Annotated in this window: 15 protein-coding genes; 2 read left to right on the plus strand and 13 right to left on the minus strand. The window is 73.0% G+C overall.

What is annotated here, in order from left to right; genetic code table 11:
- The first annotated feature begins 28 nt into the window (after positions 1–28).
- Entirely contained in the window at positions 29–865 is an 837-nt protein-coding gene (locus OG462_RS13290; protein WP_406066524.1) for an HpcH/HpaI aldolase/citrate lyase family protein, read from the plus strand.
- 90 nt (positions 866–955) lie between these two features.
- Here OG462_RS13290 and lgt read toward each other — a convergent pair whose 3' ends face one another.
- The 11 genes from lgt to hisI all read right to left on the minus strand — a co-directional run bounded on the left by lgt (position 956) and on the right by hisI (position 10,347).
- The gene (lgt, locus tag OG462_RS13295) at positions 956–1,951 is read right to left on the minus strand and encodes a prolipoprotein diacylglyceryl transferase (RefSeq protein ID WP_406057585.1); all 996 of its coding nucleotides are present in this window, start codon (positions 1,949–1,951) and stop codon (positions 956–958) included.
- Between the two features lie 86 nt (positions 1,952–2,037).
- Positions 2,038–2,880: a DsbA family protein gene (locus OG462_RS13300; protein WP_406057587.1), complete on the minus strand. Its 843-nt coding sequence runs from the start codon at positions 2,878–2,880 to the stop codon at positions 2,038–2,040.
- Positions 2,881–2,943: 63 nt separating this feature from the next.
- Positions 2,944–3,777, minus strand: a complete 834-nt coding sequence (gene trpA / locus OG462_RS13305) for a tryptophan synthase subunit alpha (RefSeq protein WP_406057589.1) — start codon at positions 3,775–3,777, stop codon at positions 2,944–2,946.
- Entirely contained in the window at positions 3,774–5,012 is a 1,239-nt protein-coding gene (gene trpB, locus OG462_RS13310) for a tryptophan synthase subunit beta (RefSeq protein WP_406057591.1), read from the minus strand. The genes trpA and trpB overlap by 4 nt, the downstream gene beginning before the upstream one ends.
- A 457-nt stretch (positions 5,013–5,469) precedes the next feature.
- Entirely contained in the window at positions 5,470–5,730 is a 261-nt protein-coding gene (trpM, locus tag OG462_RS13315; protein WP_406057593.1) for a tryptophan biosynthesis modulator TrpM, read from the minus strand.
- 7 nt (positions 5,731–5,737) lie between these two features.
- On the minus strand, positions 5,738–6,547 hold the full coding sequence (gene trpC / locus OG462_RS13320; RefSeq protein ID WP_030314603.1) for an indole-3-glycerol phosphate synthase TrpC: 810 nt from the start codon (positions 6,545–6,547) through the stop codon (positions 5,738–5,740).
- 155 nt (positions 6,548–6,702) lie between these two features.
- Entirely contained in the window at positions 6,703–7,092 is a 390-nt protein-coding gene (locus OG462_RS13325; protein ID WP_406057595.1) for a DUF2752 domain-containing protein, read from the minus strand.
- Positions 7,093–7,421: 329 nt separating this feature from the next.
- A complete protein-coding gene (locus OG462_RS13330) occupies positions 7,422–7,670 on the minus strand; it encodes an HGxxPAAW family protein (protein WP_406057597.1) in 249 nt (82 codons plus the stop codon).
- A gap of 159 nt (positions 7,671–7,829) precedes the next feature.
- A complete protein-coding gene (locus tag OG462_RS13335; protein WP_406057599.1) occupies positions 7,830–8,480 on the minus strand; it encodes a TIGR02234 family membrane protein in 651 nt (216 codons plus the stop codon).
- 14 nt (positions 8,481–8,494) lie between these two features.
- A complete protein-coding gene (locus OG462_RS13340) occupies positions 8,495–9,985 on the minus strand; it encodes an anthranilate synthase component I (RefSeq protein WP_406057601.1) in 1,491 nt (496 codons plus the stop codon).
- An 11-nt stretch (positions 9,986–9,996) separates the two neighbouring features.
- Positions 9,997–10,347, minus strand: a complete 351-nt coding sequence (gene hisI / locus OG462_RS13345; RefSeq protein WP_406057603.1) for a phosphoribosyl-AMP cyclohydrolase — start codon at positions 10,345–10,347, stop codon at positions 9,997–9,999.
- An 84-nt stretch (positions 10,348–10,431) separates the two neighbouring features.
- Between hisI and OG462_RS13350 the strand changes: the two genes are divergently transcribed.
- The gene (locus OG462_RS13350; RefSeq protein WP_406057605.1) at positions 10,432–11,067 is read left to right on the plus strand and encodes a TIGR03085 family metal-binding protein; all 636 of its coding nucleotides are present in this window, start codon (positions 10,432–10,434) and stop codon (positions 11,065–11,067) included.
- Positions 11,068–11,134: 67 nt separating this feature from the next.
- Here the strand turns inward: OG462_RS13350 and OG462_RS13355 are convergent, their stop codons facing one another.
- Both OG462_RS13355 and OG462_RS13360 read right to left on the minus strand, forming a co-directional pair.
- Positions 11,135–12,376: an MFS transporter gene (locus OG462_RS13355; protein ID WP_406057607.1), complete on the minus strand. Its 1,242-nt coding sequence runs from the start codon at positions 12,374–12,376 to the stop codon at positions 11,135–11,137.
- Positions 12,373–12,960 carry an ArsR/SmtB family transcription factor gene (locus OG462_RS13360; protein WP_406057609.1) on the minus strand — a complete coding sequence of 196 codons (588 nt, stop codon included), beginning with the start codon at positions 12,958–12,960 and terminating at the stop codon, positions 12,373–12,375. The genes OG462_RS13355 and OG462_RS13360 overlap by 4 nt, the downstream gene beginning before the upstream one ends.
- Between the last annotated feature and the right edge of the window lie 52 nt (positions 12,961–13,012).

Below are 13,012 nucleotides of genomic sequence, written 5' to 3' on the forward strand. Positions count from 1 at the left end.
TGAAGTGAGTGACGTGAGGAGCGCCGCCCTGGCCCGCGCGCACGGCACGGATCGACCCCTGGCCGCCCCCCGCACCCCTCTCACCTGGCTGTACGCCCCGGGCGATCGTCCCGAGATCGTCCGCAAGGCTCTGGCCTCCGGCGCCGACGTCGTGATCGTCGACCTGGAGGACGCGGTCGCCCCGCACCGCAAGGCGTACGCCCTCGACGCCACGGTCGATCTGCTCGGCGACTCCCACCCCGTCCCGATCCACGTCCGCGTCCACACCCCGCGCGACATCCCCACCCTGGCCCTCCTCCCCGGCCTCCGCGGTCTTCGTGTACCCAAGGTGACACACGCCACTGACATCCACCGGATCGCCGAACTCGCCCCCGGCCTCCCCCTCTACCCGCTCCTGGAGAACGCCCTCGCCGTGGAGCACGCGTACGCCATCGCCACCGCCCACCCCGCCGTGCGCGGCATCGCGCTCGGCGAGGCCGATCTCCGCGCCGACCTGGGGCTACGGGAGGACAGCGGCCTCGACTGGCCGCGCGGCCGGGTGGTGGTCGCGGCCCGCGCGGCCGCCCTCCCGCCCCCGGCCCAGTCGGTCCACCCGGACATCGGCGACCTGGACGCGCTGGCCGCCGGCTGCGCCCGGGGCCGGGCCTTGGGCTTCTTCGGCCGGGCGGCGATCCACCCCCGCCAGCTCCCGGTCATCGAGCGCGCCTACCTCCCCACCCGGGAGGAGATCGACGCGGCGCGGGAGGTCGTCGCGGCGGCCGGGACCGAGCGGGGCGCGCTCGCCCTCCCGGACGGGCGCTTCGTCGATGCGGCCGTGGTGGAGGGCGCCCACCGGGTCCTCGCCCTCGCGGCCCGGACGGCCTGACACCCGTACCCCCGACGCCCGTACCCGGGCATGCGAAAGGGCCGCCGGGACCTCTCGGTCCCGACGGCCCTTCGACCGGCTACAGGGGGATCAGCTCTTGGCGGCGGACCCGGCGCCGTTGTCGGCCCCGTGCTCCACGTCCTCGTTCTCGTCCTCGTCGGAGGTGTCGGTGTCGGTGTCCGGAGCGGCGTCCTCGGACTCGCCGTCCTTCGGCCCGTTCTTCGGGGCGTCCGTCTCGTCGGCGTCCTCGGACTTCGCTGCGGTGTCCTTGGCGGCCTTCGGCTCCACGATCTCCTCGCGGCCCGGGCGGATCCGCGCCGAGATCGCCATGTAGAGCACGGCGAGCACGAAGACGATGATCGCGGTCCACACGTTCAGGCGCAGGCCGAGGATGTGGTGGGCCTCGTCGACGCGCAGGTACTCGGTCCAGACGCGGCCCGCGCAGTACGCGGCGACGTACAGCGCGAAGGCGCGGCCGTGGCCGAGCTTGAAGCGGCGGTCGGCCCAGATGACCAGCACGGCGACGCCGATGCACCAGAGCGACTCGTACAGGAAGGTCGGGTGGTAGTACCCGGCCTCGCGGTTCGCGCTCTCGGTGATCTTCAGGGCCCAGGGGAGATCGGTCTCGCGGCCGTACAGCTCCTGGTTGAACCAGTTGCCCCAGCGGCCGATGGCCTGGGCGAACGCGATTCCGGGAGCGATGGTGTCGGCGTACGCCGGGAGCGGGATGCCCCGCCGGCGGCAGCCGATCCAGGCACCCACCGCGCCGAGCGCGATGGCGCCCCAGATACCGAGGCCGCCCTCCCAGATCTTGAAGGCGTCGACCCAGTTCTCACCCTCGCTGAAGTACAGCTGATAGTCGGTGATCACGTGGTAGAGGCGTCCGCCGACGAGGCCGAAGGGCACCGCCCAGACGGCGATGTCGGCCACGGTGCCGGCGGTACCGCCCCGGGCGATCCACCGCTTGTTGCCGTACCAGACGGCGACGAAGACACCGATGATGATGCAGAAGGCATAGCCGCGCAGCGGGATCGGTCCGAGGTTGATCACGCCGGTCGACGGGCTGGGAATGTAGGCAAGGTCCATGGCAGGACCGACGCTACCCTGCCGGGGGGGCGGGACGGCAGCCCACCCGGCAACGTATGGGTAACTAACCCGGCGGAATCGGCGGCTCAGCCCGCCGAAGGGGAGGCCGGGGCGGCCGGAGAAGCCGTGCCGGGCTTCTTGCCCTTGTTGGCCTCGGCGACCCACTTCTTCAGGTTCTCCGGGGAGATCTGCTCGTTGCCCTTCTGCGGGAAGATCGATTCTCCGTTGAGCAGGACGGACGGTGTGCCGCGGAAGCCGCCGTTCTGGAAGGCCTCGTTCGACTTGGCCACCCAGCTGTCGTGCGTACCGTCGTTGACACAGCTGCGGAAGGCGGGGGTGTCGAGCCCCGGGACCTTCGCCGCAAGCTCGATGAGCTTGCTGTTGTTCCCGAAGGCGTCGTCCGTCTCCGGCGGCTGGTTGATGTAGAGCGTGTCGTGGTACGCGGTGAACTTCCCCGCGTCCTGGGCGCACGCGGCCGCGTTCGCCGCGCGCAGGGAGCCGCTGCCGCCCATGTTCCCGTCGATGAGGGTGGCGAGGTGGTACTCGGCCCTGACCGCGCCCGCGGCCTCCAGCTCGTGGATCGTGTCCCGGAACGCGTTCTCGAACTGGGCGCACGCCGGGCAGCGGAAGTCCTCCCAGATCGCCAGCGTCGACGGGGCGTCCGCCTTCCCGGTGGGAATGGCGGGCTTGCCGTCCTCCTCGGTCGCTCCGGTCGGCGCGACGACCGGGCCGGCCTTGTCGGATCCGCTGTCCTTGTCGCCGCCCGCGGCGATCACACCGACGACCGCGGCCAGGCCGAGGACGCCGACCACCGCCGCCGACACGATCAGGATCCGCCGCTGCTTCTCGCGGGCCTTCTCGCGCTCGCGCTGCTGCTGGAGGCGCTCCCGCGCGCTCCGATTACCGTCACCACTGTTCTTCTCGCTCACGCCTCGGAAACGAACCGGGGAGGCACGTGCGCGCCTCCCCGGTCCCAGATCCACCCAAATGGGTTACGAAACGCGCCGGACACCCTCGGAGAGTTCGGCCGCCAGTTCCCTTACGGCGGCGAGTCCCGCGGTCTCGTCGCCGTCCGCGTCGAGAATCCGCTTCACGAACGCCGAGCCGACGATGACGCCGTCGGCGAAGACGGCGACCTCCTTGGCCTGGATGGCGTTGGAGACTCCGAGGCCGACGCAGACGGGGAGGTCCCGGCCGGGTTCGGCCGTCGCGCGGGTGCGGCGGACCAGGTCGGCGGCCTGCTCGCCGACCGACTCGCGGGTGCCGGTGACACCCATGAGGGAGGCCGCGTAGACGAAACCGGAGCCGGCCGCCGTGATGGTGGCGAGCCGCTCGTCCTTGCTGCTGGGCGCGACGACGAAGACGGTGGCGAGACCGTGCTTGTCGGCGTTCTCGCGCCAGACCGCGGACTCCTGGACCGGCAGGTCGGGCAGGATGCAGCCCGCGCCGCCGGCCGCGGCGAGCTCCTCGGTGAAGCGCTCGACGCCGTACCGGTCGATCGGGTTCCAGTACGTCATGACGAGGACCGGCTTGCCGGTGGCCTCGTGCGCCTCGCGGACCGTCCGCATGACGTCGGCGATCTTGACGCCGCCGCGCAGGGCGATGTCGTCGGCGGTCTGGATGACCGGCCCGTCGAGCACCGGGTCGCTGTGCGGGAGGCCGACCTCGACCACGTCCGCGCCGCCGTCGAAGACGGCCTTGATCGCCGCGATGCCGCCGTCGACCGTCGGGAAGCCCGCCGGGAGGTACGCGATGAGCGCGGCCCGGTTCTCGGCCTTCGCCTTGGCGAGGGTGTCGCTGAGCAGCTGGATGTTGCCGGTCGTCACTTGGAGCCCTCCCCGTCGTACAGGCCGAAGTAGCGGGCGGCCGTGTCCATGTCCTTGTCGCCGCGCCCGGAGAGGTTCACGAGGAGCAGGGCGTCCTTGCCGAGCTCCTTGCCGACCTCGATGGCCCCGGCGAGGGCGTGCGCCGACTCGATGGCCGGGATGATGCCCTCGGTGCGGGAGAGCAGCCGCAGCGCCTGCATGGCCGCGTCGTCGGTGACCGCGCGGTACTCGCCGCGCCCGCTGTCCTTGAGGTACGCGTGCTCGGGGCCGATGCCCGGGTAGTCGAGGCCCGCCGAGATCGAGTACGGCTCGGTGATCTGGCCCTCCTCGTCCTGGAGGACGTACGACCGCGAACCGTGCAGGATGCCGGGCTCGCCTGCGGTGAGGGTGGCCGCGTGCTCGCCGGTCTCGACGCCGTGACCGGCCGGCTCGCAGCCGATCAGGCGGACGCCCGCGTCGGGGACGAAGGCGTGGAAGAGGCCGATGGCGTTGGAACCGCCGCCGACGCAGGCGATCGCCGCGTCGGGGAGGCGTCCGGCGCGCTCCAGGATCTGGCGGCGGGCCTCGACGCCGATGACCCGGTGGAAGTCGCGGACCATCGCGGGGAAGGGGTGCGGTCCCGCCACGGTGCCGAACAGGTAGTGCGTCCGGTCGACATTGGCCACCCAGTCGCGGAACGCCTCGTTGATGGCGTCCTTGAGGGTACGGCTGCCGGACGTCACGGCGACGACCTCGGCGCCGAGCATCCGCATCCGGGCCACGTTGAGGGCCTGGCGCTGGGTGTCGACCTCGCCCATGTAGATGGTGCAGTCGAGGCCGAAGAGGGCACAGGCGGTGGCGGTCGCCACGCCGTGCTGACCGGCGCCGGTCTCGGCGATGACCCGGGTCTTGCCCATGCGCTTGGTCAGCAGGGCCTGACCGAGCACGTTGTTGATCTTGTGCGAGCCGGTGTGGTTCAGGTCCTCGCGCTTGAGGAAGATCCGGGCGCCACCGGCGTGCTCGGCGAACCGGGGCACCTCCGTGAGGGCGCTCGGGCGGCCCGTGTAGTTGACCATCAGGTCGTTGAGCTCGCGGGCGAACTCCGGGTCGGACTTGGCCTTGTCGTACTCGACGGCGACCTCGTCGACGGCGGCGACGAGGGCCTCCGGGATGAACTTGCCGCCGTAGGCACCGAAGTAGCCCTCGGCGGTCGGGACCTGACCCTCCGGGTCGGGAATGAAGAACTCGCTGGACATGCGGATGCTCCTCGCGGGGCGGGTGCCCCGTGTTTTACGTGCGGTCGATGGTCACGGTATGCGCACGACCCACTCCCGTCCGCCAACGCCATGGCCGGGCTCACACCCGCGGCGGCCGCCCGCCGTGGGCTACGCCCCCGCCCCCGTTGTGGGCAACTGTTCCGCTGGGCGGAACGGGTGGGCACAACGGAACGGCGCCCGTTGCCGGGCCCAGGCTTCCGTGCCTTGACCCGCCCCCCTTGTGCGCCGCACTTGGTGGTGCGGGTTCAGGCACAGGGGCGGAGGCGCCGCCAAGGGCGCCGTCCCGTGTGCCCACCCGTCCCGCCCCGCGGGACGATTGCCCACACGGCGGGGGTGGCGGCAGCGGTGCGGTGCCCACACGGCGGTGTCGGGCAACGGCGGGGCCACGGCTCGGCGGCCGGGGCACCTGAGGCCTCGGCGACTGGGCGTTGCTGCGTCAGTTCGTGGAGGTGCGCGCGAGGCGCCGGCGCCATCGCATGCCGTTGACCTGGCCCGGCTCGTCCCCGATGACGTACCGCACCCGGCGGCCGTGGACACGGCGGGCGGGTGCGCGGCAGCCACGCGGACGGCAGCCCCGGGCCAGTGGGGCGTGCGGCGCGGGTACGGACGCGGCGGCGATGCGCGGCCTGCCGCCGGGCACGCCGACGGACCCCCGGGCGGTGCCCGGAGGGGTCGGCGTGGCGCGGCGGCGGGTCATGGTGCGGTCAGCTCCGGCCGTGCCGGAGGGCCGGGTGGGCGCCGGCGGCGACCAGGTCGGCGACGGCGGCCTTCGGGTCGCGGCCGGTGACGAGCGACTCGCCGACCAGGACCGCGTCGGCGCCCGCGTTGGCGTAGGCGATGAGGTCGTGCGGGCCGCGGACGCCGGACTCGGCGATCTTGACGATGTGCGCGGGGATCTCGGGTGCGACGCGCTCGAAGGTGGAGCGGTCGACCTTGAGGGTCTTGAGGTTGCGCGCGTTGACGCCGATGATCCGGGCGCCCGCGTCGACGGCGCGCTCGACCTCGTCCTCGTCGTGCACCTCGACCAGCGGGGTCAGCCCGATGGACTCGGCACGCTCGATGAGGGAGACCAGCGCCTCCTGCTCCAGGGCGGCGACGATGAGGAGCGCGAGATCCGCTCCGTACGCCCGTGCCTCCCAGAGCTGGTACGCGGTGACGATGAAGTCCTTGCGCAGGACCGGGATGTCGACCTTGGCCCGAACGGCTTCCAGGTCCGCGAGCGAGCCGCCGAAGCGGCGCTGCTCGGTGAGGACGGAGATGACGGCCGCGCCGCCCGCCTCGTAGTCCGCGGCGAGTCCGGCGGGGTCGGCGATCGCGGCGAGCGCGCCCTTGGACGGGCTGGAGCGCTTGACCTCGCAGATCACCTTGACGCCGTCGCCGCGCAGTGCGGCGACGCCGTCCTTGGCCTGCGGCGCCTTGGCGGCGCGCTCCTTGAGCTCGTCGAGGGTGACCCGCGCCTGCCGCTCTGCGAGGTCGGCGCGTACGCCTTCGATGATCTCGTCGAGCACACTCACGCGAGGGGCCCCCTTCCGGGACGGTGATGGTGATGATGAACCAGGTTCAGCCACATCGATCCTATCCGCAGGACGGCCCCGGACTCGCATCGGCCGGAGTGGCGTCCCACCTGCTGGGACTCCCGTCGGGGTCCCTTCGGCGCCGTACGGGGCCCTCAGGGGGCCAGAGCGGAGCCGAAGGGAAGGTTCCGGACCAGGGTGAAGAGGGCGAGGACGGCCCCGATCCCCCACCACAGGACCGGGGAGACGGCGAGGCGCATCGGCACCCCGCGGATGGCACGAATCAGCCAAAGAACCATGAGGACGCCGAAGAGTCCGTAGCCGATGACGGCGAGGGCATTGGCACCGAGGGCGGCCGGGAGGTCGCCGTGGATGAAGGCGTGGGCGCTGCGGAGTCCGCCGCAGCCGGGGCAGTAGATGCCGGTGAAGCGGAGCAGGGGACAGACGGGGTAGTGCCCGGGTTCGTTGGGGTCGACGGTCCCGACGTACGCGAAGGCGGCGGCCACGCCGGCGAGCGTGGCGACGGGCGGGAACAGCCGTCGCACGGGCGACCGGGTCGGGGGTGGCGACGGTACGGGGCCCCCTGGCGGCCATGCCGGTCCGTGCGGCGGTACGGGACCCCCTGGCGGCCACGCATGCGCGTGCGGCGGCGGTACAGGGCCGCCACCCGGCCACGCGTGCGCGTCCGGCGGCGGTACCGGAGCCTCCTGCCGCGCCGGTTCGCCCGGTGGCACAGGTTCACCCGGTCGGGTGCTGGATGTGTCGGTCACGGCTCCGGCCGTCGGCTGCGGGTCCACCCGGTGATTCTCGCCCCGGACGCGCGAGAGCGCAGCCCGGCACGGCCGGACTGCGCTCTCGGATGCGTCGTGTCGCGTCAGGAACGGGCCTGCGCGGTCGCGGCCTCGCGGGCGGCGGCGACGGCGGCCGACTCCTTCGGCATGCCGAGGCCCGCGGCCTTCATCGCGCCGCCGACGATGCCGCCGAGCACGATGACACCCATGCCGGCCCAGAAACCGGGCTGGTTGGCGGCCACCATGAAGACGCCGGCGATGCAGAAGCCGATGAAGGAGATGATGACACCGGTCCAGGCGGCCGGGGTGTGTCCGTGGGCGCTGCCCGCCATGAGTTGCTCCTCGTTGCAGTTGCTCGATGGTGAGGTCTCGCGTGCGCGGACTCTCGGCGCTCATTGTCCCGCACGCGGGCGCGCGAGGGTGAATCGGGGGTACCGGGACGATCACGCGTCGCGGTCGGCGACGCCGTCGAGCCCAGCGGGTCGGCTCCGTCAGGCGCCGTGCGTGGGGTCCTCGCCGCGGTCCAGGGCCTTCCACAGGTCCTCGGGCCGGTCCGGGTCGGTGGCGGGCGCCTTGCGTCCGGCGCGCGGGGTTCCGGAGCGCTCGTAGCGGCCGCCCATCGCGGGCCAGCTCTTGCCGAATCGCAGCGCGAAGAGACCGGCGAGCAGGATGAGGACGGCGCCCGCGGCGGTCACGTACGGCCAGGCGGTGTGGCTCAGGCCGGCCACGGCGGCGGCGGTGTCGCCGCTGATCCGGGCTGCCTCGGCGTCCAGGGCGGCGCTGTCGGAGGCGCCGAGGACCGCGGCGAGCGCGGCGCCCGCGCCGCTGAGCGCGAGGAGCGCGGCGACGAGGGTGCGGCCGGTGCGGCGGACGGCGAAGACGGCGAAGAGCGCGGCGAGACCGACGATCGCGAGGGCGGTCGGCACACCGGTGACGGTGCCGCCGTCGGCCTCGACGGGGACGGTGCCGCCGCCGACGGACGCGGTGCCCTCCGCCCAGATCTGGCCCGCGGAGAGCAGGACGACGGTGGCGCCGAGGGCGCCGAGGAGGAGGGCCGCGGCCAGGCTGCGGCGGCCGCCGGTGGGGACGGCCGCGCGGGCGGCACGGGGCTGGGGTACGGGTACGGCACTCACGTACCCCACTATCCCCTACGTGCTCAGTTGCCGTTCATCCGGTTGGCGGTGTGGACGGCGCGGAGGACGGCCGCGGCCTTGTTACGGCACTCGTTGTCCTCGGCGACGGGATCGGAGTCGGCGACGACACCCGCTCCGGCCTGCACATACGCGGTTCCGTCGCGGAGCAGGGCGGTACGGATGGCGATGGCCGTGTCCGCGTCGCCGGCGAAATCGAGATAACCGACACATCCGCCGTACAGGCCGCGCCGGGAGGGTTCGAGCTCCTCGATGATCTGCATGGCGCGGGGCTTGGGCGCGCCGGAGAGCGTGCCGGCCGGGAAGCAGGCGGTGAGGACGTCGAAGGCGGTCCTGCCCTCGGCGACCTCGCCGGTCACGGTGGAGACGATGTGCATGACGTGCGAGTAGCGCTCGACGGACATGAAGTCGACGACCTCGACGGAGCCGGGCGCGCAGACGCGGCCGAGGTCGTTGCGGCCGAGGTCGACGAGCATGAGGTGCTCGGCGCGCTCCTTGGGGTCGGCGAGCAGTTCCTCGGCGAGGTCGTGGTCCTCCTGCGGGGTGGCGCCGCGGTGCCGGGTGCCGGCGATGGGGTGGAGCAGCGCGTGCCCGTCCTCGACCTTGACGAGGGCCTCGGGGCTGGATCCGACGACGTCGAAGCCGTTCTCGAAGCGGAAGAGGTACATGTACGGGGAGGGGTTGGTGGCCCGCAGGACCCGGTAGACGTCGAGCGCGGAGGCGGTGCAGGGGGTCTCGAACCGCTGCGAGGGGACGACCTGGAAGGCCTCGCCGGCGCGGATGCGCTCCTTGATGTCCTCGACGGCGTCCTGGTAGGCCGGCCCGCCCCAGAGGGCGGAGAACTCGGGAAGCTCGGAGGCGGGCAGGGCGGTGGGGACGGTGGCGACCGGGCGGGCCAGATCGGCCTCCATGGCGTCGAGGCGGGCGACGGCGTGCGCGTACGCCTCCTCGATGCCGGTCTCCAGGTCGTTGTGGTTGATCGCGTTGGCGATCAGCAGGACCGTGCCGTCCCAGTGGTCCAGGACCGCGAGGTCGCTGGTGAGGAGCATGGTGAGCTCGGGGAGCTCCAGGTCGTCGCGGGTGGAGTCGCCGATCTTCTCCAGGCGGCGGACGATGTCGTAGCCGAGGTAGCCGACCATGCCGCCGGTGAACGGCGGCATCCCGGAAGCGAGGTCGCGCGGGGTGTGGAGGGTCTCGACGGTGGCGCGCAGGGCCTGGAGCGGGTCGCCGTCCGTGGGGACGCCGACGGGCGGGGTGCCGAGCCAGTGGGCCTCGCCGTCCCGGACGGTGAGGGTGGCGTCGCTGCGGACTCCGATGAAGGAGTAGCGGGACCAGCTGCGGCCGTTCTCCGCGGATTCGAGGAGGAAGGTGCCGGGGCGTTCGGCGGCGAGCTTGCGGTAGAGCCCGACCGGGGTGTCGCCGTCCGCGAGGAGCCTGCGGCTGACGGGGATGACGCGGCGGTCGGCCGCCAGCTTGCGGAAGGTCTCGAGATCCATGGCGCCAGACCTTACTGGGAGAGCGGGAGCACATCGGCGTCGAAACAGGTGCGGTCGCCGGTGTGGCAGGCGGCTCCGACCTGGTCGACCTTGACGAGGACGGTGTCGGCGTCGCAGTCGAGGGCGACGGACTTGACGTGCTGCACGTGCCCGGAGGTGTCGCCCTTGACCCAGTACTCCTGGCGGCTGCGGGACCAGTAGGTGCAGCGGCCGGTGGTGAGGGTGCGGTGGAGGGCCTCGTCGTCCATCCAGCCGAGCATCAGCACCTCGCCGGTGTCGTACTGCTGGGCGATGGCGGGGACGAGCCCGTCGGGGCTGCGCTTGAGCCGGGCGGAGATGGCCGGGTCGAGATTGCTGCTCATGTCGCCATTGTGCCGCGACCCGGGGTGGTGTCCGGCGGGGCGTCCACTGGGCGGACGGGCGCGACCCGCCGTACGCTGGCGGTCATGTCGACCCATGCCAAACGTGAACGGCTTCTGCTCGCCGACCTGTTGGAGGCGGCCGGCCCGGATGCGCCGACGCTCTGCGAGGGCTGGCGGACCCGGGACCTCGCGGCCCATGTGGTGGTGCGGGAGCGGCGTCCGGACGCGGCGGCCGGTTCGCTCGTACCGGCGCTGAAGGACCGGCAGGACCGGGTGCAGGCGGAGTTCGCCGACAAGCCGTACGAGGAGCTGATCCAGCTCATCCGAACGGGGCCGCCGCGGTTCTCGCCGTTCACCATCAAGCAGGTGGACGAGGGCGCGAACGTCGTCGAGTTCTATGTCCACGCCGAGGACGTACGCCGTGCCCAGCCCGATTGGTCGGCGCGCGAGCTCGATCCGGTCTTCGCCGACGCCCTGTGGTCCCGTCTGGAGCGCACGGCCCGCCTGCTCGGCCGCAAGGTCCCGGTGGGCCTGGTGCTGCGCCGCCCGAACGGCCAGACGGCGGTGGCGCACCGCGGCACCCCGGTGGTGACGGCCTCCGGGGAGCCGGGCGAGCTGACGATGTACCTGTACGGCCGCCAGGCCTCGGCCAAGGTGGAGCTGGACGGGGAGCCGGAGGCGATCGAGCGGCTGCGCGAGACGAAGCAGCTGGGGCTCTGAGCGGAGCGGGGGCGGCCCCGCCCGCCCTGTACCGGGCGGCCCGCCCCTGAGCTGCCGGACACCCCCGCTAGGCCGGCAGCTCCGCGCGGCGCACGGCCTTGACCGAGAGGCCGTAGACGCCCGCGAGCGCGCAGACCGCCGCGCTGACGGTGAAGACCGGGCCGACGCCCCACAGGCCGATCGCGGCGCCCGTGAGCGGGAAGCTGAGCGGGGCGAGGCCCAGGCTCATCAGGCTGGAGACGGCCGAGACGCGGCCGAGGTAGGCGGGGTCGCACTCGGTCTGGACGAGGGCCCCGCAGAGCGCTCCGGAGAGGCCGGCGAACAGGCCTATGGAGAGGGCGACGGCCGCGGCGACGGGCAGCTGCGGGATGAAGGCGAGCGCGCCGATCGAGACGGCGCCGACGGTCATGGTCCAGCCGAGGACGGCTCCGGCGCGCGGCACCCGTCCCTTGACGCTGAGCAGCAGTGAGGCGCCTCCGGCGCCGACGCCGAAGCCGGCGAGGACCCAGCCGATGCCGGAGGCTCCCCAGCCCCGCTGGTCGGACAGGAGCGCGAGGCCGACGTTGAGGGGTCCGACGAAGCCGAGGTCGCTGAGGGCGATGACGATCATCATCGGCCCGAGGACGCGGTGGCCGCGCAGATAGCGCAGACCGTCGGCGAGGTCGCCGAACGCGGTGCCGTTCTGCTTCTCGGCCTCGCCGGTGAGCGGGCGGAGCCGGAGGGCGAGCAGCAGGGGCAGGGAGAGGGCGAAGAGCACTCCGGCGACGGCGAACGCGACGCCCGGTCCGCCGAGGGCGACCGCGAGGCCGCCGAGGGGGGCGCCGAGGACGGCTCCTGACCGGTAGGCGAGGCCGCGCATGCCCTGGACGCGGGCGAGCTGGTCGCGCGAGGCGATCCGGGGCGGCAGGGCGCCGACGGCGGGCAGGAAGAGCGCGTCGACGATGCCGAAGACGAGGGCCACTCCGGCCAGCATCCAGAGGGTGGGCGAGGTGACGAGGACGAGCGCGGCGACGCCGAGGACGACGACGCAGCGGACGGTGTCGGAGGCGATGACGACCCTGCGCGGGCCGAAGCGGTCGGCGACCACTCCCCCGCCGAGCATCAGCAGGGCGCGCGGTACGGCGCTGACGGCCATGACGAGCCCCGCCTCGGCCGGGGTGCCGCCGCGGACGGCGGCCCAGGACAGGGCCAGGTGGTAGATGCTGTCGCCGAGCGTGGAGGCGGTGTAGGCGCCGAGCCAGCGCAGTACCTGGGGGTCGCGGTGGGCGGGCCGCTCGACCGCGGCGGGCGCCGGGGCGGTGGCGGTCATGAGCGGTAGGGGAAGCCGTTGAGGTGGATGGCGACGTTCTCGCGGCCCTCGATGTCGCCGGCGGCCTCGGCGGCGCGGGCCTGCTGGTCGTACTTGCGCAGGACGCCGTCGAGCTCGGCTCCGAGGGCGGTGAGCTCGTCGGCGGTGAGGCGCGGGAGCCACTCGGCGCTGAGGGAGGCGGAGCGCCACGCGTCGGACCAGGTGTGCCGCTCGTCGAGGAAGCGGGCGTACATCTGCGTGCGCTGCTCGTCGATCGTACGGTTGAAGGCGGCGCTCGCGGCGGCGAGCTCGGGGGCGTCGCGGAGGTCCTCGTCGTGGATGCTGAAGCCGTACGAGGCGGGCTGCCACCACCGCTCCCGGCCGTCCGTCGACTGGGTCTCGGCCTCCTCGATGAGGCCGTGGTCCGCGAGTTTGCGCAGGTGGTAGCTGACCAGCGAGACCGCCTCGTCGACCTGCTCCGCGAGCTGGGACGCGGTGGCGGTGCGGGCCACGAAGAGGGCGCGGTAGAGGCGCATCCGCAGCGGGTGCGAGATGGCTTTCAAGGTGCCGAGATCGGTGATCCGGCGGTTCTCCGGCGAGGTCATGTCCATGACCCTAGATGCGAAAGAAAACTTGCGCAATGAAAATTGCACAACT

It is taken from the genome of Streptomyces sp. NBC_01077 (assembly GCF_045162855.1).
In the GTDB taxonomy this organism is placed as follows: Bacteria; Actinomycetota; Actinomycetes; order Streptomycetales; family Streptomycetaceae; genus Streptomyces.

What these genes read in the sequence shown, in the direction of transcription:
- lgt (WP_406057585.1), bottom strand. Translation starts at nt 1,951, where the DNA reads ATGGACCTTGCCTACATTCCCAGCCCGTCGACCGGCGTGATCAACCTC.
- trpB (WP_406057591.1), bottom strand. Translation starts at nt 5,012, where the DNA reads ATGTCCAGCGAGTTCTTCATTCCCGACCCGGAGGGTCAGGTCCCGACC.
- trpM (WP_406057593.1), bottom strand. Translation starts at nt 5,730, where the DNA reads ATGACCCGCCGCCGCGCCACGCCGACCCCTCCGGGCACCGCCCGGGGG.
- OG462_RS13330 (WP_406057597.1), bottom strand. Translation starts at nt 7,670, where the DNA reads ATGGCGGGCAGCGCCCACGGACACACCCCGGCCGCCTGGACCGGTGTC.
- OG462_RS13340 (WP_406057601.1), bottom strand. Translation starts at nt 9,985, where the DNA reads ATGGATCTCGAGACCTTCCGCAAGCTGGCGGCCGACCGCCGCGTCATC.
- hisI (WP_406057603.1), bottom strand. Translation starts at nt 10,347, where the DNA reads ATGAGCAGCAATCTCGACCCGGCCATCTCCGCCCGGCTCAAGCGCAGC.
- OG462_RS13350 (WP_406057605.1), top strand. Translation starts at nt 10,432, where the DNA reads ATGTCGACCCATGCCAAACGTGAACGGCTTCTGCTCGCCGACCTGTTG.
- OG462_RS13355 (WP_406057607.1), bottom strand. Translation starts at nt 12,376, where the DNA reads ATGACCGCCACCGCCCCGGCGCCCGCCGCGGTCGAGCGGCCCGCCCAC.
- OG462_RS13360 (WP_406057609.1), bottom strand. Translation starts at nt 12,960, where the DNA reads ATGACCTCGCCGGAGAACCGCCGGATCACCGATCTCGGCACCTTGAAA.